Source organism: Maribacter antarcticus DSM 21422 (genome assembly GCF_000621125.1).
GTDB lineage: Bacteria > Bacteroidota > Bacteroidia > Flavobacteriales > Flavobacteriaceae > Maribacter > Maribacter antarcticus.
Window position 1 is genome coordinate 93,849 of sequence record NZ_JHZC01000015.1, and the last position, 20,415, is coordinate 114,263.

At 35.3% G+C, this 20,415-nt stretch carries 16 protein-coding genes and 1 pseudogene; 10 read left to right on the forward strand and 7 right to left on the reverse strand.

Translation table 11 applies throughout. From position 1 onward, the window contains the following. Position 1 precedes the first annotated feature (1 nt). Both Q360_RS0112965 and Q360_RS0112970 read left to right on the forward strand, forming a co-directional pair. Positions 2 to 364 carry a cupin domain-containing protein gene (locus Q360_RS0112965; RefSeq protein ID WP_245603253.1) on the forward strand — a complete coding sequence of 121 codons (363 nt, stop codon included), beginning with the start codon at positions 2 to 4 and terminating at the stop codon, positions 362 to 364. Then, a complete protein-coding gene (locus tag Q360_RS0112970) occupies positions 361 to 894 on the forward strand; it encodes a lipid-binding SYLF domain-containing protein (RefSeq protein WP_027077487.1) in 534 nt (177 codons plus the stop codon). Before Q360_RS0112965 ends, Q360_RS0112970 begins: the two co-directional genes overlap by 4 nt. A 366-nt stretch (positions 895 to 1,260) precedes the next feature. Here Q360_RS0112970 and Q360_RS23215 read toward each other — a convergent pair whose 3' ends face one another. Then, complete coding sequence (locus tag Q360_RS23215) at positions 1,261 to 3,996, reverse strand: M14 family metallopeptidase (RefSeq protein ID WP_051554706.1); 2,736 nt, start codon at positions 3,994 to 3,996, stop codon at positions 1,261 to 1,263. 546 nt (positions 3,997 to 4,542) lie between these two features. Here Q360_RS23215 and Q360_RS26695 point away from each other — a divergent pair. Continuing rightward, positions 4,543 to 4,713 (forward strand): annotated as a pseudogene (locus Q360_RS26695) (IS110 family transposase); the annotation flags it as partial. Between the two features lie 1,236 nt (positions 4,714 to 5,949). Here the strand turns inward: Q360_RS26695 and Q360_RS0112990 are convergent. Continuing rightward, positions 5,950 to 6,354, reverse strand: coding sequence for a hypothetical protein (locus tag Q360_RS0112990; RefSeq protein WP_027077488.1), 405 nt, complete (start codon positions 6,352 to 6,354; stop codon positions 5,950 to 5,952). A 1,010-nt stretch (positions 6,355 to 7,364) separates the two neighbouring features. On the opposite strand from Q360_RS0112990, the gene Q360_RS0112995 reads away from it, so the two are divergent. The 7 genes from Q360_RS0112995 (at position 7,365) to pafA (ending at position 17,473) form a co-directional block, all read left to right on the forward strand. Then, positions 7,365 to 10,139: a TonB-dependent receptor gene (locus Q360_RS0112995; protein ID WP_084273432.1), complete on the forward strand. Its 2,775-nt coding sequence runs from the start codon at positions 7,365 to 7,367 to the stop codon at positions 10,137 to 10,139. Between the two features lie 39 nt (positions 10,140 to 10,178). Further along, on the forward strand, positions 10,179 to 11,180 hold the full coding sequence (locus tag Q360_RS23220; protein ID WP_051554707.1) for a purple acid phosphatase family protein: 1,002 nt from the start codon (positions 10,179 to 10,181) through the stop codon (positions 11,178 to 11,180). Between the two features lie 161 nt (positions 11,181 to 11,341). Then, positions 11,342 to 12,019, forward strand: coding sequence for a response regulator transcription factor (locus Q360_RS0113010; RefSeq protein ID WP_027077490.1), 678 nt, complete (start codon positions 11,342 to 11,344; stop codon positions 12,017 to 12,019). Then, on the forward strand, positions 12,016 to 13,260 hold the full coding sequence (locus Q360_RS0113015) for an ATP-binding response regulator (protein WP_027077491.1): 1,245 nt from the start codon (positions 12,016 to 12,018) through the stop codon (positions 13,258 to 13,260). The genes Q360_RS0113010 and Q360_RS0113015 overlap by 4 nt, the downstream gene beginning before the upstream one ends. A 55-nt stretch (positions 13,261 to 13,315) precedes the next feature. After that, the gene (locus Q360_RS0113020; protein ID WP_027077492.1) at positions 13,316 to 13,738 is read left to right on the forward strand and encodes a PepSY-like domain-containing protein; all 423 of its coding nucleotides are present in this window, start codon (positions 13,316 to 13,318) and stop codon (positions 13,736 to 13,738) included. Between the two features lie 4 nt (positions 13,739 to 13,742). Next, positions 13,743 to 15,794, forward strand: a complete 2,052-nt coding sequence (locus tag Q360_RS27200; protein ID WP_316931521.1) for a phytase — start codon at positions 13,743 to 13,745, stop codon at positions 15,792 to 15,794. 38 nt (positions 15,795 to 15,832) lie between these two features. After that, positions 15,833 to 17,473: an alkaline phosphatase PafA gene (gene pafA / locus Q360_RS0113035; RefSeq protein WP_084273433.1), complete on the forward strand. Its 1,641-nt coding sequence runs from the start codon at positions 15,833 to 15,835 to the stop codon at positions 17,471 to 17,473. A gap of 554 nt (positions 17,474 to 18,027) precedes the next feature. On the opposite strand, the gene Q360_RS0113040 is transcribed toward pafA, so the two are convergent. The 5 genes from Q360_RS0113040 to Q360_RS26145 all read right to left on the reverse strand — a co-directional run. Continuing rightward, positions 18,028 to 18,441 (reverse strand): hypothetical protein, encoded by a 414-nt coding sequence (locus tag Q360_RS0113040; RefSeq protein WP_027077494.1) that lies wholly within the window; start codon positions 18,439 to 18,441, stop codon positions 18,028 to 18,030. 165 nt (positions 18,442 to 18,606) lie between these two features. Then, a complete protein-coding gene (locus tag Q360_RS0113045) occupies positions 18,607 to 18,996 on the reverse strand; it encodes an integrase core domain-containing protein (protein ID WP_027077495.1) in 390 nt (129 codons plus the stop codon). A 329-nt stretch (positions 18,997 to 19,325) separates the two neighbouring features. Then, positions 19,326 to 19,673 carry a hypothetical protein gene (locus Q360_RS25855; RefSeq protein ID WP_156950111.1) on the reverse strand — a complete coding sequence of 116 codons (348 nt, stop codon included), beginning with the start codon at positions 19,671 to 19,673 and terminating at the stop codon, positions 19,326 to 19,328. 17 nt (positions 19,674 to 19,690) lie between these two features. Continuing rightward, on the reverse strand, positions 19,691 to 19,888 hold the full coding sequence (locus tag Q360_RS27440) for a DUF4372 domain-containing protein (RefSeq protein ID WP_394331951.1): 198 nt from the start codon (positions 19,886 to 19,888) through the stop codon (positions 19,691 to 19,693). Positions 19,889 to 20,032: 144 nt separating this feature from the next. After that, positions 20,033 to 20,415, reverse strand: a 383-nt coding sequence (locus Q360_RS26145) for a Crp/Fnr family transcriptional regulator (protein WP_027076972.1), incomplete at its 5' end; no start/stop codon positions are given.

Below are 20,415 nucleotides of genomic sequence, written 5' to 3' on the forward strand. Positions count from 1 at the left end.
TGTGATACATTTAAAAGAAATACTATCAGAAATTACAGAATATTATGCTCCTAAAATAGTAGGCGAAGTAAATGACGTTTTCATCAAATTAGTGAAGATAAATGGCAACAAAGTCCCTTGGCACATTCATGAAAATGAAGATGAATTATTCTATGTTCTAAGTGGGAGTCTTCTTTTTGAAGTTGAAAATCGTGAGCCTTTTACCATGAGCTATGGAGATCTATTCATAGTTAAACGAGGACTAAATCATCGGATTAGTTCTAAAGATGAATGTCACATAATGCTCGTTGAAAATAAAACGACCCTGCACACTGGAGGAACGGTTAATGAAATAACAAAGGCTATTAAAGAACAACGCATATGAAAACAGTAGCAGTAAGAACATCAAACACAACACACATTACATTGAGTGCACAAGTAAACGGATGGAATCCTAAATTGGAAAGCGATGCACAAGAAGCATTGCATACCATTCTAGAAAAAACACCTAAGCTAGCATCATTTAAGAAAGAAGCCTACGGTTATGCCATTTTTCCTAGAATCACAAAAGCAGCCATAGGGGTGGGCGGAGCTGCCGGTAATGGGGTCGTTTACAAAGACCATTCAATGGTAGGGACTGCACATCTCAAACAAGCTTCGGTGGGTATTCAATTTGGAGGACAACAGTACGTAGAGGTTATCTTCTTTGAAAACGAGGATGCTTTTGAAAAATTCACCAATGGAAAATTAAAGTTCGATGCCCAAGCGTCCGCTGTAGCCTTGAAAGCCGGGGCTGCAATCGACCTCGCCTATCAAGACAGCGTGGCAGTCTTTACAGCTACGAAAGGGGGCCTAATGTACGAAGCGTCTATTGGAGGACAGCACTTTAAATACAAATCAAAAGGGGTCGAATAAAGCAATGTGGCCACTACCTGCAGGTAGTGACAATGGCTATCCTGAAAATAGTGTTCAATTAAAAAACTAGTAGTAAAAACATTCATCAATCAAACCCGACAGCAGCTAGTAGGTAGCTGATAGAATTCACATAACAATTGATAATAATTGTGTTGTTTACTACCACTCTGAGTTATATGAGAAAATAGGTGTTTAAAGGGGTTTACACAGTTACATTAGTTATTCGTAGATATTCGTAGTTATTACCGTATAACAAGTACAATACGCACCGACTCCACTTAAATGGTGTCATTTAGATGCTTAAACCCTGTAAACATATAAGGTACAGGGTTTATAATTATAGCCTTTTACAGTATACTTTATTCACTAATCCTCATTTTCCTTAGGCAATGGCATCGTGAATAACCAAGCCTCAGAATTTTTATGATTACGAGGAATATCGTTTGCATATAACAGCGCATTAAACAGAGACCTATACGTACCCATGGGTTGCCCCCGCCACTGCGGCTGAAACCCAAAGAGAAGCACATGGCCATTACCATATTCAACATCTAAAGCAGCAGCCTTACCATTCAAATACTTTTCACCTAACAAGTACCCAGACAGCAATGGAGAGCCTTTTTCTTGATAACGGGCTAACACTTCTCCTTTAAATCCTTCGGTAGTGCTGAACACAGGACTACCATACACAAAAATACCAGACTTTTTAGCCATCCCTGCCATCACAGGGTGTGCATTATTATTGGTTACTTCTAAAATAGAGCCTCCTGTAAAAAAGTCACTTCTTTTAAGGTCTTTCGCCTCATTTTTAACAGGAAGATGCATCGCCTTTATAGCAAAATCAGTGCTTTTATTTAGGCAAATCAAAGTACCGCCGTCAGTTACAAAAGTATTTAAATTACGAATCCCCTGATTCGTTAATCCACCAGCATATTGCGGTGGTGCCATACCCTTCTCCAAACCGTTTTCAATGGTTTCAGACCTTTCGGAAGCAATCAATATTACATCAAAACGGTCCTCTAAATTTCCATTGATGAAATCTGCATTTCTAATCCTGGTATACGTAAATCCAAAATTATCTAGCAACCAACGCGACCAGCCCATATCCATACTGGCTGCCCAAGGGTCATACACAGCTATTCTAGCGTTCACAAAGGTTTTGGAATTACTGGAAACAAGCACACCGTTCACCGCATAGTCCTTTACCCATTGTTGCATAAGTGTACGGCTGGCATTTTTAATTCCATAGGATTGTTTTTCTGAATCGAATATAACTTTTAACCCTTTAGTCAACGCATTGGTAACTACTCTAAAAGTATTATTCTCCTGTGCGTTCAATAAAAGCGTATTACCACTACCCTTTAAAGAACCTGGCAAAGGCAAGATTCCGGCGGCAACGGCATTCGTATTAAACCCTGTTCCGGGAACAAAATCAACTTTACTTAAGTCTGTATCAATAGCGTCATCCGAATCTAAAGGAGTTCCTTTTACGGGCACCAGGGCTGCACTAAATTCTGGAGTTAAAGGTGTACTCGCTGCAATTACCTCAACTTCCATTTGGTAAGGCAAGGTCCACCCTGCAGCATCATATGGTTGCTCCAAAGGACCATCAGGCGATTCCTTTAAATCAGGATACTCCTGCACATCTAGCACTTGGCGCGCCAACTCAGCAAATTCCTGTGCCATGGGTATGACCCATGTACCTTTAGGATAAGAGACCCCTCCAAAACTACTATTCTTATTTAACTGGGAAATTTTTATACCGTTAAATGCCAGCCTCCTCAATAGCTCTACCGGACGTACTGGATCTCGCTGCTTTTGTTTTATGAAATAGGCATAAGGTGGTTCATTTTCATACTTTTTAATTGTAGCCATACCGGATTGGTATTTATTAAAAAGCAAAGTCTCTTTATATTTGGTGGCATAGTCTAATACAGCAATCGAAGCGACCTGCATGTACTGCATGGCATCCTCTAAACGCCACCATCCCCCTTTCCATGGACTAGAATACAAAGACTCCACCCGAAAGTCTCTCTTGTCCTTTGGAAAATCCTTAATGGTATAAAAATAGGGAGTAGCATACCGGTAGAGTGCTGTTTCCGTCCAAAAAGAGGGAATGTTCTGCATCGCGGGTAAATAATCAATATAACCAGGGTACCAAGCATCAAAACCCTTGCCCATATGCACTGCACCAGGCAAACCTTCTGTTTCTAATTCCTGCGCCATCGCCATACCGATCATATTTACTTGGCGCGCCACAATGGGCGGTGTTTGTGAAGCAATAGGCTCAGCAAACGGTGGCAACCAAATACGTGTTGGAAATGGAGATGATTGATGGTGCACATGGATTATATTTGGCTCCCATTCTCGCCATGTTCTTCCTACAACCCTAGATTCTAGCTGATTAAGCATATAGGCATCGCGATTATTATCGTGTCCTACATATTTTTGATATAACCATGGTGTTGGAGCCGTTTCGTAAGGGGTACCTACATTGCTTAAATACCAATTCGCTATAATATCTTGTCCATCTGGATTAAGCGAAGGCCATAGCACCAAAATAACATCCTCTAAAATATCCTTAAACTTCTTTTCCTCTGCCCTGCTGATAAGTTCATAGGCTAAGGTAATTATATGTTGAGCGCCAGCGACTTCTGAAGCATGCAATCCTCCACTGATATCAACAATAGCTTTTCCTTCTAAAGCCAGTTGCTTTGCCGTTTCCTTTGTTAACCCCTCTGGATGTGCAAGTTGCTGAGAAATAGCCTTGTACTTATCTATATTCTTTAAATTATCTGGTGAAGAAATAAGCACATACTGCCAATCTCTACCCTCCGATGTTTTACCAGCGTACTTCATTTCTACAAATTCGCTTGCACTCGCAAGTTTCTTAAAATAGGCCATAGATTGTTCATAGGTCGCCAAATGAAAATCAGATCCTACTTCAAAACCAATTACTTCTTCAGGTGTTGGAATTGCTGTTCGCTGCGCTTGACCATAAGTGACACCAAAAAAACAAAAAATTAGGGCAGCAATAGTCGTATAATTGGATATTACACGCTTTTTATTTAAAAAAAAGAAAACGTAAAAAAATCTACTCATTGGTTTTATTTTAGTGGTTGACTCAAAGTATTAGGTTTTTTAGTAAAGCTACATTTTTTTTAGTTTTATCCTTAAGTATAGTTCTAAGTTTTATCTTAAGCCCTCCTGCGGTTATCTTTAATTCAAAAGATTATTTTTTACGGTAATTCAGAAGTTATGTCGACTGGTTTTGACATTGAGACCAATGGCAATGTAAGTATACGGATTCATGGTCAATAGCTCGGATATAGCATTTTCCACACGTTGATTAGGCCGTAATAACTGCGCTCTTATTGCAAAATCTGAATTACAGTAAGATGCCCTCCTGTCTGCTAGGTAGCGAAGTGAAATGTGCCTAAATTATCGCTATCGCCGGGGATTCAATTCGGAGTACCATAAATATTGATATAAGGCTGCTAATGCTTAGGTAGTAGCACCAAAATTATAGACCATAAGCGTTTGACAGGCTATTTCTGGTCAGGTATACCTCAAAAATTAATCGGAAACTAAACCTGGAAAAGGCATTGTAATTGCTTGTTTGGACGGTGATTATGGGGAAGCTTGCATAAACACAACAAGGCTTGCAAAGAGGTATACGAGCGTATTGTAAACAAGGGCAAGAGCAAGAAACTTACCTTGACAGCAGTATCGAACAAACTGCTCAAACAATGTTTTGCTATAGCCAAATCGGGTAGGCCTTGTGATGAAACCTACGTTTCTATCTTACCAGTAAAGTAGCTGAAAATTACCTATAAGAAAACTAAGGAATCATTAAAGAGAATCTGTGGACATAAAATATCAATGTCCTGAATTAATGAAGAAAAGAGTTGTTTTTACCTCAGTTCTTTGTCGTGGTAGTATTTTTAAATATTGTTTTTAGTCCCAATAATTTTATTTAATTTTTTTTCTATCGCAGGTGTCCACCATAATTTGTAACCAGCCTTATGTGGATGGACATGGTCAAAAAGCATGTACAGATTGAGAGTGTCTTTAGGAATATTATTGAGCTCTTTATCATTATACAAATCAATTATATCAATTTCCCATTTGTCTTTTATTTAATACAATTTATCAATCAATACTTCATAATTTCTATCATTAAAGTGTGTATTTGTATAGAATATAACAGGGCAATTCCAAGTTTCTCGTGTGTAGGAAATTATATGCTCAATTGCGCCAATAGTTGTGGATGTGTTCAAATCATTTCAATTTTTGGAGGGGCTTATAGTTCCAAGTTCATCAAGCCCGCTATAACGTGTATCGTTTGTTGATAATTGTACTATGAAGCCATCAATTTTCACCTGAGCATCAAAAGATTTCATCCTTTGAACATAGGAGTTTTTTTCCATTATCCATCAAGGTGGTGCCTGATTTTGCCTTCTTTACACAGGTGCTATTATTCCGTTTTCTTATGAAATCAACAAATGACTCGTTCTCTGCTGCAAATCCAACAGTTACCGAAGACCCAAGAAAAAATGGAGATTTACCCGATAGAGGACTCGAAGTAAAACTTTATGTTTGATTGACACTGTATTTTTCTGCATTTCCTTGAACCCAGGGACCTACTAGGAAAGCTTATAATGTATAGGTAGAAAAAATAAGGATAAGTATAATTCCTGTAAGCCACTTTACTATTTTTTTCTTTTTGCCTATCATATGTTTTATACTCTTTTTTGTAGGTATCCCTTTATTACCACCAACGTTTAGGCAATATAGCGCTAGCCTACGGCGCACCATATGTTCTTAGTTATTGGTGTTAGTTGTTTTAGTTTATTACTGTTTTATTTTTCACGTTTGGGTAAATTTAGAATGCGCAACAGGCTACAATCCAGATAAATTCTTTATTAATGCGTGGTTTCACTTTTTACAAACAAACTACTTCCAAAGATTAAAACCTTAACTAATCGGTTACAGTTATAACGGATCAATCTTTTAGTAGTAGATACTAAAAGTTATTTTTCTAAAAATTTAATGTTATTCTAAATTCAAGTTAAAGAGATATTCAATCTCTGCTTCGGTTTGTTTTGATTGTGGATTCCAAAGAATTTTGAATAACGCTGTTTCTTTAGAAGGAAACATCTTCTCGTTGATGGCATGAAAAACGATTGTAAACACTGCCTCATCAAAATACCCCAATTCAATATCAACAGGAATCTTAGAAATACTTAAGACTAATTTATTTACACCGTCTTTTAATTGCTTTAATTCTAGGTTTCCACTAAGTTGTGTAGGTTGATCATTGAAGTCATGAATTTTATCCCCATTAAGCTTTAGTTCACCAGAAAGTCCAAAGGTCGTATTAACCTGTATTTGATGATATTTATAGGTGCTGTTATTTTTAGTTTCGATTTGAATAGTTTGCATATTAGATTGCGACATACATTGAATTTGTATAATGATGAAGAGTAAAAATATTATTGTTTTGAACATTTCATTTTATTTGTTTGCTATTGTATTTGTCAAAAGAGTATACAGCATTTATGTATAAAAAAGGCGTGACTAATCATTAAACCCATTATAGCAATAAATTATATAGGTCTATGTTAGCGCATAGTACTTTACTTTTTGTTTAACGTTACAAAAAGTTGAGATTATATTTTCCACTAGCCTGATTCTTTAATCCACATTGCCGAATATTTTCTGTTTACAATTGGATTGCTTCCTTTTTTTAAATCATACCCGCTCCAAATTCCACTCTCCCATGCTTATCCTCGCTCTTTATTCAATTCAAGTTCATCTGTCGTAAGAATCCAATACATTGTGTTGTTATCAAATTCATTATCATATTTTCTGTATTCTTCTTTTCCATTTATAAGTATCCTATTGCCAGTTGTAATCAGTACATCATCTGTGAGTACGGTATAGCTTACTTCAGTATCGCACGATTTTAAAGCATCATTTGAGGTGTTTCTAACTTTTATGATTTGCTCTAAATCTGTTTGTGTATTTACCGGAGTAAACGAAATGAGTAATAGCGGTATTAGAACAGCAAATTTAATTCTTAAGGAATTAAATTTTTTGGATATAATTTTTTCTGATTTATCATAAATTTATGGTGTCTGTTAATTTTCTACAACGGTCTTGTAATCGAGTAGGCAAAGGAATTTTCACCCCAAGCCCCTCAAAGAACCGTGCTTGAAAGTCTTACCTCAAATGGCTCTTATAATTTGTAACATATAAGCTCACACTCTTTAAAGTTGGCAAACGGTGTTCCAAATTAGCTAAGCGCACAAAAAATATCCTAAATTATGCTGATTTTATTGAATTTTTATGAAATTAAATTACAATTTCATAAAAATATTATACTAAAAAATACAGATTTAGTACAGATTTGAATTGTAGTTTTAGAAATTAGCAAAAAACCTTTCAAATTTCCAAACCAAAACCAGATGAAACAATCGTTCAAAGTTACTAAGCAGTTGATTTATAACATATTTATTTTTATTTCTATGTGTTATTGTCAAAGTGTATTTTCACAAGAAAAGGCAGCAATAAAAGGGGTAGTTACAGATACCGAATTAAACGGACCACTACCAGGAGCAAATATAGTTGTTGTTGGTAGTTCAAATGGAACAACGTCGAATTTTAATGGGGAATACACCCTTTTTGTTACGCCTGGCACTTTTGAAATCTCGGTAAGTTATATGGGGAGTACAACAAAAGTAATACGTGTTGAAATTGGAGCAGGAGAAACAAAAAACATTGATATAAATTTAGAGCCAGAAGCTACAACGTTAGATGAGGTTGTTTTAACAGGATCACTTGATGGGCAGCGTAAGGCACTAAATCAACAAAAATCTTCCGATAATTTAATAAGTATCGTTTCTGCAGATCAAATGGGAAAATTCCCTGATCAGAATTCAGCTGAATCATTACAAAGAGTCTCTGGTGTAAATTTGCAAAGAAATGAAGGTGATGGGCGTTTTGTCTTAGTACGTGGTTTGGCACCACAGTTTACCAACATAAGTATTAACGGAGAGCAAATTCCTTCTCCTGAAGGAGATTCTCGTTTTGTAGCACTCGATGCAATACCTTCTAATCAATTAGCTTCGTTAGAAGTTAGTAAATCTCTTACTCCTGATATGGACGGTGATGCCATTGGAGGATCCGTTAATTTAAATACCCCCATGGCTTCTAGTAAAGAGTTATCTGCTAATGGATCGGCCGCTATTGAATATAATGATGCGTCAGAAAAAACTACGGGTCAGGCCAGTATTAACCTTAGCAAACGCTCAGAAAGCGGTAAATTTGGATTTATAGTTAGTGGTAGTTATGCTGCTAGTAAAAAAGCAAATGACAGATATGAGTTTGAAGAGTGGGACCCTTCGCCAACTGTTCCAGTTGAGAGAGTAGAGATTTCGGATTATGAAATTGAAAGAAATCGTTATGGTGCAAGTACCACCTTAGATTATAAAGGAGAAACAACAAATTTTTATGTGAGAGCCTTGTATAGTGAATTAAAAGAAATTGAATTACGTCGAAGAATAACCTTAGCAGGTGAGGATGATGGTGATGGAGGAATTGAATACGAATATACCAAGCAACTTAAAGACCGTCCAGAAAATCAAGGGGTATTTAGTTTAAATTTAGGAGGTAATACAGTAACATCAAAAGTTAGAATTGATTATGAGTTTTCTTATGCCGAAGCATGGCAAGACACCCCTAGAAACAATCAATATTTATTTGAAAACGAAGGAACGCCCTTTGAGTTTGATTTATCAAACAGATTAAGTCCAAAACTTACGAGTTTTAATGGTATACCAGCCGGTGCTAACCCACTTGCCGACAATAGTATTTTAGAATTTAAAGAATATGAAGCTGAAAGTACGCGCGCAGATGACACCAATATAACTTTAAAAACTAACTTGACGATGCCTTTTAAAGTTTCTGATAATACGGGTGAGTTTAAATTTGGAGGCAAAGTGCGTTTTAAAGATAAAGATTTTGATGTAAGAGCATTTAATCTATATGAGTATGATGGCCCTGGAGATTTAACCTTAGATAACTTTTCTGATGGATTTGTTGGAAGTGGATTTATGGATGGGGAATTTAACTCAAACTTAGGAGGGTTTCCTTCCATAGGTCTTTTTAATACTTTTTTTAATGCCAATACTGACGATTTTGAGGAAGATGCCACAAAATCAGAAGAAGAGATTATTACTCAAGAATTCACCGTATCTGAAGATGTGTATGCGGCGTATGTTATGGGTAAAATAAATTTTGATAAGTTAATGGTTTTAGGTGGTTTAAGGTATGAGGCCACACAGTTTGATTATACATCGGGTATTTTTGATGAAGATTTAGAAGTAGCGGAAAAAACTGAAGGATCTTCAGATTATAATTTTCTCTTACCCATGCTGCATTTAAAATATAACTTTAATGAAAACACCATTTTAAGAGCTTCTGCAACGCAAAGCTACTCAAGACCAAATTTTGGAGATTTAGCACAAGGAGCCGTATTCAACACAGCAGATTTAGAAGCGGAAATTTCGAACCCAGATTTAGTACCGGTTGAAGCCATTAATTTAGATGTGTTTGCAGAGCACTATTTTGGTGTAGTCGGTTTGTTAAGTGGAGGCGTGTTTTATAAAAAATTAGATAATTTTATATATCAAACCACCACAGACAGAACCTTTAGAGGGGTTCCAGATGTTGAAGTCACACAGGCTATCAATGGAGATACAGCAGATTTATTAGGTTTTGAATTTGGATATCAGCAAAAATTAGGGTTTTTACCTGGCTTTCTAAGTGGATTCGTAATTTATACGAACTACACGTTTACTCAATCTAAAGCCGAGGTAACTAACTTTACTGAAGGTGATGATGGTGCCATTACGGAAATTGACTTACCTGGTCAAGCCAAGCATATTGGAAATGCCGCTTTAGGTTATAACAGAGGTGGTTTTGATGCTAGAATATCTTTAAACTATAATGGTGCTTTTACTAGTGAATTTGATGGTGGCGACGCTATTAGAATAGATGATAGAGCACAAGTAGATTTCTCAGCAAGTCAAACCTTTGCTAAAAAACGCTTAACTGTCTTTTTAGAGTTAGTAAACTTAAATGATGAAAATCAAATTGAAATTTACAACAATATAGCAACTCCAAGAGAAAGGCAACGTTTTGGCACTTGGGGTAGATTAGGGATGCGATTTAACTTTTAAATAATTTCTTAAGTTTTTCTCATAAACTAGTATTGAAGAGTGAAAAATAATTTAAAAAAAATACTTGTAACCATAATTATCTTAGGGTTGGTTTTTTGTTGTTCTTCCACAAAAGAAGTTCGAACAAGTGCCACTGCACTAGGAACGGAACAGCCTTATGATATAACCGATAGTTTGGTTGTTTGGAAAGATGCATTGCATTTTTTAGTACTAGGCGATTGGGGAAGAAAAGGAGATTACCATCAGCAAGATGTGGCAGATAGAATGGAAGAAGCTGCTAAGAAAATGGATGCTGAATTTGTAATAGCCTTAGGAGATAATTTTTATCCAAATGGAGTGGCAAGTATTGATGACCCTAATTGGATGTTTTCTTATGAAAACATTTATAAAGGATACCATCTTGAAATCCCTTGGCATGTTGTGCTTGGAAACCATGACTATAGAGGTAATCCACAAGCGCAAGTAGACTATACTAAAAAGAGCCAACGTTGGAATATGCCATCGCGATACTTTGACTATCAATTTGAAGACGAGGACACGGGATTATTAGTAAATTTTATATTTTTGGATACCTGTCCTTTTGAAAAGAAATATTATTCTGAAGAGGCATATCTTAATGTTAAAACCCAAGATTCTACGAAACAGATAAAATGGATAGATAGCCTTATCACCGCTAAGCCCAAAGCGGATTGGACTATTTTTTCGGGCCATCATCCATTGTATTCTGGCGGAAAAAGAATCGAAGACACAGAGCAGATAAGGAATTCACTAGCACCCATTTTAAACAAAAGTAAGGCAGACGTGTATTTTGCTGGGCACGAACATGATTTACAGCATATTAAGCCTGAAGGAAAAACCCATCATTTTATTTCTGGTGCTGGTTCAGAAGTCAGAAAAACAGGCATGATAGATGGGATATCTAAATTTGCTGCATCTATACAAGGGTTTATGACTGTTTCAATAAAAAATGAAAGTATGTTGGTGCAAGTTATAAGCTACAAAGGTAATTTGATTTATTCTACTGAAATTATAAAAGAATAGCGTTTTACAATATTCAAAATCAAAAGGTTAGAAACAGGTCTAACCTTTTGATTTTTTAAAATTTTAGACATCATACGTATGCTCTTTGAACAAACGAATTTATAGAAGCAAAGAACATTTTAGTATCTTTCTATTACAAAAATTTATGAAAAGAGTACGCAATGAAACTATTAATAGTAGAAGATGAACAAGAGCTTCAAGAAGATATTTTGGCTTTTTTCAAGGCAGAAAAAGTAGTATGTGAAGCGGTATCAACGGCCTCTATGGCCAAAGAGAAAGTTTATATGCATAATTATGATGCTATTATTTTAGATATCGGTCTTCCTGATAGCAGTGGTCTTGAAGTTTTAGAATATTTAAAAGAAATAAATAAAGACATAGGGGTCATTATTCTAAGTGCACGCGGTGCAATAGATGATAAAATTTCCGGTTTAAATCTTGGGGCGGATGACTATCTCTCAAAACCTTTCGATTTTAACGAGTTGAACGCAAGAATTAAATCAATAGTAAGAAGAAAGCACTTCCACGGCAATAACACTATAAATTTTGAAGACATCGAAATAAATACAGATTCGCATGAAGTTTACGTAAACAATCAAATAATCATCCTAACCCAAAAAGAATACCAACTGTTGCTTTTCTTGATCAGTAACGAAAATAGAGTAATTACCAAAGAATCAATTGTTGAGCATTTATGGGGGGATGACACGGACATGTTCGATTCTTTTGATTTCATCTATAGCCACATAAAGAACTTGAGAAAAAAAATAATAACGGCAGGAGGTAAAGACTACTTAAATACAATTTATGGTGTAGGATATAAATTCCAAAGAAATTGAAATTACTAGTTAAAACATCACTTTATTATGCCATCGCTTCGCTACTTTTCTTTGCCATAGCGGGCTTTATTATTCTATTTAATTTTAATACTGTTATTGATAACGACATCAATGAGTTTCTAATTAATAGAGAAGAAATTGCCACTACACAAATTGTCAATGATATTCCTATTGAAGCATTAAACAATTATGAGCAAATAATTACGATTACAAAAAACAGGAATGAAACAGATAATTTAAAATTCAAAGACACCATTGTATATGATATTATTGACGATGAATTTCATACATATAGAAAACTGAATGTAATTCGAAAAATTGGAACCGCCTATTATGACATTACCTTATTCAAATCATTAATAGAATCAAACCTTTTAATAAAAGAGATATTAAAACCGATGATGTTTGTTTTTTTAGGATTGCTCGCCTTTCTCATACTTGGCCATCTATTTATTTCAAGAGGTTTATGGAATCCTTTTAAAGAAACACTTATTACATTAAAAAATTACGAATTAGGAAGTACTCGATCTATAGCGTTTAGCAAAACAAATACCAAAGAATTTAATCAGCTCAATAGTATGTTAAATACTATGATCAAGAAAATTCATTATGATTATTTGAATCTTAAGGAATTTACCGAAAATGCCGCACATGAAATCCAAACCCCTTTGTCCATAATTCGTAATAAATGTGAAATACTCTTACAATCAGAAAAACTTGATGATGTTGAGTTGAAGCACACAAAGTCCATTTACTACAATTGTTTGCGATTATCAAAAATCAACCATGGACTTACTTTGCTTGCTAGAATTGAATCCGGTGCTTTTGAAAATTCAGAAAAAATCAATATTACAAAAGTATTAAAGAGTCAAATCAAGCATTATAGTGAGGTTGTTGAACTCAATGGGCTATCCATAAAAACGGATTTAAAGCAACAAATACACTTTCACATCAACCCAGATCTTATAGAGATCTTAATATCGAATTTAATAAGAAATGCTGTTAAACATAATATTTCAAATGGCAAAATACACATTAATACCACAAAAAATCGCATTCGGTTTTCAAACAACGGAGATGCATCTCAAATTGAGATTAATCAATTCAAAAGGTTTAACAAATCGAATAAGAATTCTTTAGGTTTAGGGCTATCCATTATAAGTAAAATCTGTTTAGTAAATACAATTCAATTAAAGTATAACTATGAGAATGGCTTCCATAATTTTGATTTGAACTTTTAAGCCTCAAGACAGATTCTCTACAGATTCAAACCATAGTTTTACATAACTAGAAAAAATGAAGCAGTTAATTTCAATATTATTAATAGGTTTAATGTTTTGTGCATGCAAGCAAAAAACAGTTCCAAAAGAAATTCAAATCAAGATCTCAAAAATAGAACCATTAGCTCGAAATATAGAATGGAGTTTAAAAAAGGATTTATATAGGTTGCATTACACGTTGAACAATCATAACTACACCTCTTATTTTGATAAAGATGGGAATTGGTTAGAAACTGAATCTGAAATAGACGAAAGTGATCTTCCCATTGCAATATCAAATACATTGACCGAAAAATTAAACGATTACTCAATTATTGATATCGAGTTAGTGAAAACAGTAGATACTAAAATATTGTATGAAATAGACCTTAAAAAAGGAGATAAAATTTACGATATCCTTTTCAACGAATCAGGAAAAATTTTAAGAAAAAAGATTTAATATTATGAGAATACAACATCCAAGAGCAAGTTTTTTAATTTTGATAAGTGTCTTAATACTTAGTGCATGTGAATCAGAACCAAAAATATCAGAGAACGCTATAAAACCAAAAATCACAACTCAGGCTGTAAAACATGATACTGATGATCCAGCAATTTGGGTAAATGAAGACAACCCTGAAGAAAGTCTAATTCTAGGAACCGATAAAAATGAAGATGGTGCATTATACGTTTACGATTTAAGAGGCAATATTATTGAAGATAAGACGGTCAGAGGTTTAAAACGTCCAAATAATATTGATATTGAAGAATTTGAAATGGATGGTGAGGAATTTTCAATTGCAGTTACTACCGAGCGATTGACAAATAAATTAAGGATTTTTAGACTTCCGGAAATGACCCCAATTGATAATGGTGGTATTGAAGTTTTTGAAGGGGAAGCACAAAGAGACCCTATGGGAGTTTCATTATATAAGGATGCAAACGATAGGATATTTGCTTTTGTTGGGAGAAAATCTGGACCTAAAGATGGGTATATTTGGCAGTATCAATTAGAAGGTGACGAGAATGGAAATGTAATAGGTAGCAAAGTAAGGGCTTTTGGAAAATATAGTGGCGTAAAAGAAGTTGAGGCAATAGTTGTAGATGACGAATTGGGTTATGTGTACTATTCAGATGAAGGCATAGGGGTGCGAAAATATTATGCAGATGTGGATAAAGGTAATGAAGAGTTGGCACTTTTTGCAACGGAAGGTTTCGCGCGAGATCATGAAGGGATAAGTATATACCCTACTGATATTGGTACTGGCTATATCATTGTTTCGGATCAACAAGCGAATAAATTTCAATTATTTTCCAGAGAGGGTACAAAAGAAAATCCTCACGAGCATAAATTTGTAAAATCAATTGATGTTTCAACAAACAATAGTGACGGATCTGAGGTAACAAATGCTTCATTGGGAGATTTATTCCCTAAAGGAATGTTTGTTGCCATGTCGGATAATAAAACATTTCAGCTCTATGCCTGGGAAGATATTGCTGGAGATGATCTTATTATTGCTCCAGATGGATTACCCCAGCATACCAAAGATGCCATACAGCCAAAGTATATTACCGAAAAGGTTGTTTACGATACAGATGACCCTGCTATCTGGATCAATAAAAATGACCCTACTCAAAGTTTGATTATTGGTACAGATAAAGAAGATGGCGGTGGGTTATATGTTTTTGATCTGCATGGCAAAATCATTAAAGAAAAAAGCATCCCCAATCTTCAACGTCCAAATAATGTTGACATAACTTATGGTTATATCTTAGATGGGAAAAAGATAGATATTGCTGTTACTACGGAAAGAAGTAAAAATCAACTACGCGTTTTTAGCGTCCCCGATATGAAACCTATTGACGGTGGAGGATTGCCAGTTTTCGCTGACAGAGAAATAAAAGATCCCATGGGACTTGCACTTTATAAAAATCCTAAAGATGGCCTTGTATATGCCATAGTTGGCCCAAAGGACGGCCCTTCAACAGGATACCTAACCCAATATCGAATTGATAACGCAGGTAATAATAAAGTAAAATTGACAAAAATTCGAGATTTTGGAAATTATAGTGGTGTTAAAGAAATTGAAGCTATTGCTGTAGATAATGAATTGGGATATGTGTATTGTTCGGATGAGGCATTTGGTGTTAGAAAGTATTATGCAGATCCGGCCTTGGGAGATGAAGAGTTGGCTTTATTCGGGACAACAGAATTTGGAAGGGATATTGAGGGCATAAGTATCTACAAGAATGATGATGGTACGGGGTATATTTTAATATCAGATCAGCAACAAAATACATTCAACGTATTTCCTAGAGAAGGTTCCGTAGACAATCCTCACGACCATGCACTTATAAAGTCTATAGAATTAATGACTCTTGAAAGCGATGGCTCTGAAGTAACTTCGGTTAGTTTGGGTAACGAATTCCCAAAAGGAATTTTCGTAGCAATGTCCACTGATAAAACATTTCATATCTACGACTGGCGAGATATAGCTGGAGACGATTTAAAGTAAACCAATATTCTATAAATAATCTTAAACCCCATCTTTACATGCGTGGTCTAACTAAACATATCTTTTTTATACTATTTTACTGCTTGTTTTCAGTACATAGTTTTTCACAACAAACTCATGTTAAAACGAAACTTGTTGTTGGGGTTATCGTAGATCAAATGAGAGCGGAATATTTGTATAGATTTCAAGATAAATTTACCAGTAATGGATTTAAACGATTGATGAATGATGGCTTTGTTTGCAGAAACACCCATTACAATTACATTCCTACCAAAACCGCACCGGGGCATGCATCAGTTTATACTGGGACTACCCCAAAGTACCATGGGATTATTGCCAATGAATGGTATGATCGAGTTTTAAAAAAAGAAATTAATAATGTTGACGATTTTAGCACACAAACATTAGGTGGTGCCGAGGCTAGCGGGCGACGTTCCCCACATAAAATGTTATCGACAACCATTACCGACGAATTGCAACTATCAAATGATGGTAAGTCGAAGGTAATTAGTATTTCCTTAAAAGATAGAGGCGCCATTTTACCGGGTGGGCATATGTCTGATGGATCCTATTGGTATGATATTGAAACCGGAAATTTTATTACAAGCACCTATTACAAACAAGAACTTCCGAAATGGGTCGAGAAATTCAATAAAAAGGAGCAGGTAAAATCATTGCTGAAAAATGGTTGGCATACTTTGCTGCCTATTCCCAGTTATACTGAAAGCACTATTGATGAGCAAACCTTTGAAAAAGTTTTCCATCATAAAAACAATGCTTCTTTTCCTTATGAATTTAAAGGATTATCAGATCAAGAGCAATATGACATATTTCAGGAAACTCCATTTGGGAATACTATAGTGGCAATGATGGCTTATGAAGCACTTAAAAATGAGAAATTGGGACAAGGTATTGAAACCGATTTTCTGGCAATCAGTTTTTCAAGCACCGATAAAGTTGGGCATGCATTCGGACCTCATTCCATAGAAATAGAAGATACCTATTTACGATTAGACCAAGATATTGCTACCTTATTAAACAAGCTAGATGCTCAAGTGGGGAAAGGAAATTACACCTTCTTTTTAACGGCAGATCATGCCGCTACAGATGCGCCACAATATCTAATGAACAATAAAATTCCTGCTGGATTTTACAATACTACAAACATAGTGACCCAAGTGAACACACAGTTGGCTAAATCATTTAATGTAGAAGGATTAATTGAAAACATGTCTAATGGTCAGTTGTTTTTCAATATGGAAAAGATAAAAGTCAATCAACTTAATTTCAATATTGTTTTAAACGAGAGCAAAAAAGAACTTTTAAAAATAGAGAGTGTTTTTCAGGTATTACTTCGTCCGGACCTTGAAAAATTTGAATATACAACAGAAGAAAAAGGCATGGTACAACGCGGTTTTCATATAAAGCGTTCGGGCGATATTGTAGTGTTATTTAATCCTTCTTGGAGCAAAGAAAGAGTATATGGCACCGAGCACGGAACAGGATATAGCTATGACACCCATGTCCCATTGCTTTGGTACGGAAATAACATTCCCAAAGGATCATCGACAGAACACTATGATATTACAGATATAGCACCGACACTATCGATGTTATTGAACATAAAACTCCCTAATGCCAGCATTGGCAGACCCATTAATGAATTGTTTGAGAATTAAATGAAAGTACCGGCTAATTATCCTTTTTAAAAGAATACATCGCTACTTTTAATTAATAATTTCAACTGTGCTTTACCTAAGGTAACAGAAGTAAGTTCTCGCTACTTTCTGTTGGCCTTAAAAAATAAAAACCAGTGAACTTCGCAACCTTTAGTTTTCAACCTCATTAAAATTAGATGTTTGTTAAACTTATAGCTCAAACCAAGGGGATAAATGTTTGTTAAACTACAAGTCATAAATTAGAGGGAGTTTTTATTAACTATTCAGCATCACCGAGTTCAGATTTACTATACCATTTTTATAAATAAAAAAACAGTTTTCAACTCTACAATCGATGAGCACTTTTTTTGGCTAGGGATTTCATATTACCTATCATGGAAGCAATCGAAGACAATGGCTATCGTAAACTAAAATCAAATTCAATAGAAGACTCATTATTGTTAAAAAGTACAAACTTACCTTCTAGGTTTTGAGCCAAGGTATAAGTTTTACTATAACTCAAATCCGCTAATAATTCAGCTTTGATTTTATCAATAATTTTCCATTTCTAAGGATTAAAATTTTTTTTGAAGTTTTATTGTAGGTAAATTTTGAGGATTACCGCGATAGCTACAACCATATTGAAGCGCGTTACATAGCTGAAAACGTTCTGTTGTTTGACTAAACTGAGGATGCCGCATTTCATCTATAGCACTCTGTCTGTGGTTTTTATTACCACCTGATACATTAAGTCCTAATTGAGTGTGGTTTATTTCGTGAGAAAGTATACCATTTCGAATATTTTCTACTGAAGCTTCAAAAAAGGTATCAACGTTAAAACTAGAACTATATTCATCCCTTCCTGTAAGTAGTACCATATTCCCTGACTTTGCTTCTCTAGCATTGCAAAGAGCATCTCCAATATCAGCACTTTTAATCGTGATTATTTCACTTGCACTTAATCCGTTGTTTACATCTGCATTTACCATATGTGTTTCAATCGCATCTCTAATACTGTTCGTTAAGGCACATAGTTTACAAAGTTAAAGTCACATGCTTTACACTAGATTCTGACTTAGCCTAATTGATACTTGTTTGTCTCTTATGTCCTTTTCGTTAAAGTAACCTAAAAATACGTCTCTATAAAACACGCTCTAAATTCCGTTACCTTGATCTTCAGCACCAATGTATTTTCCCTTAAGTGCTGCAGTTAGATAGACCCAGTAATACGACTTCCAGCGTATGGCTTCATTTTGGCATACCTTCATCACTTTCATGGTTGATAGGTAGTCATATTTCGGAATTTTCTCAGGGTATGGTCTATTAGAAAAATCATGGCAATCCGCAGGTGTTCTCACCTCTAAAGATTCATGGGTCCTAATGTGGTTATATTCTTTTACAAAGCTATTCAGGCTGTGTTGTTGAGCCTTCAGGTCGAACGATGAGGGCTTTGCACAAGCTGCCTTCAAATCACGGTGCATACGTTCGTGCCGTCCGTTCTGGTTCGGGCGTGCCGGGTCGGAATAGACAGGATCGATTCCCAATTCGATGAACCATATGATAGTCTGATATATCTTTGGATGGCGGCTGCAGATTCGAACAGACTTCCGTTTTTGGTATGTATCTGTTTCGGGATACCGTACTTTCTAAAAACTTTTGTGAACTCTTGCTTGGCGAACAGAAGGTTTTCTTTGTAATGTCCCTTTGCCGTAAACAAAAACCTGCTCTTCGAATCGGCAATAGTAAGGAGGTGACAGTATATTTTATTCCCCGTTAAAAACTTCCCTTTATAGTCTGCGCTCCAAACCTCATTGCACTTCTTAGGATCGAAAATGGGAAATACCGGCTTTACCCTTCTGCTCCGCTTTTGAGGTTAAACTAGACCATTTTTAAAAAGAATGTTGTGAACCGTAACCACACTTGGAATAAGTTCTTCCGGGTACCGTTTAAACAACAAGCTGCGGATTTTCTTCGCATCCCAGAGCATGTGTTTGTTTTTTAATTTTAAGATTGATTCTTGAACTTTATGATTGGTTCTGTTGGGGTGGTTGATTGGAGCTCTTTCTTGTTCGATTACCAACTGCTTGTGGCTGTCCGATAAATCTGGGAGATGCTCGGTTACTAAATCAGAATAAATATCCTCAAAGACAATACAGTCTCTTCTTTTGTTAGCATCAGAGATTGTGCTCCTTTTTGGAGAGTAATCAAACTTGCAGTGCAAAATTTTATCACCATAACTTACAATGCCTCCGCACAGTTCACGCAGTGAATTGCATTCTGAGGTAACCCATATACCATTGTGATTAAGTGTTGGAATGTTGAAAACCGCTTGCAGTAATGATTTGATTTGTGAGCTAAAGCACGAGTCGTTATTTTACTCTTATTTAGCAAACTTAGCATTTGACTGAATATCGGCTGTCCAAAAAAAAATAGCACTTTTACCCGTAGTTAAATTTTTAATCAGAGATTAATTCTTCTGTAATACGAAAAAAGCCTCAATTATTGAGGCTTTTTTTATCTGACACTAATGTTACAAAGACCATAAAACAAGCAAGATACTTGTAGCAGCTATAGTTTTTGTTAGTCTTTGTATTTGTGCGTTTTTCCTAAACGCTTCCGTATTCTACTCAAAGCCTCAGGAGTAATACCTAAATAAGATGCAATCATATATTGAGGTATAGATTGTATCACTTTTGGTCTGTCTTTAATCAAATTAGTATACCGCTCTTTTGGGGTATTCAAAATAAAAGAAGCATTAATATCGCATACTTTTATGTATAAACTTTCAGCTAGCAACTTTCCGAAGTGCACAAAATTTGGAATGGCTTTGTACATAACATCAACATCCTTTTTTTCAAAAACAATAACCGTACTATCTTCAGTAGCCTGTAAATAAATCAAAGACTTTTTCTCGGTTAAAAAACTTGCATAATCTGTACAAAACCCACCTTCCAATAAAAATT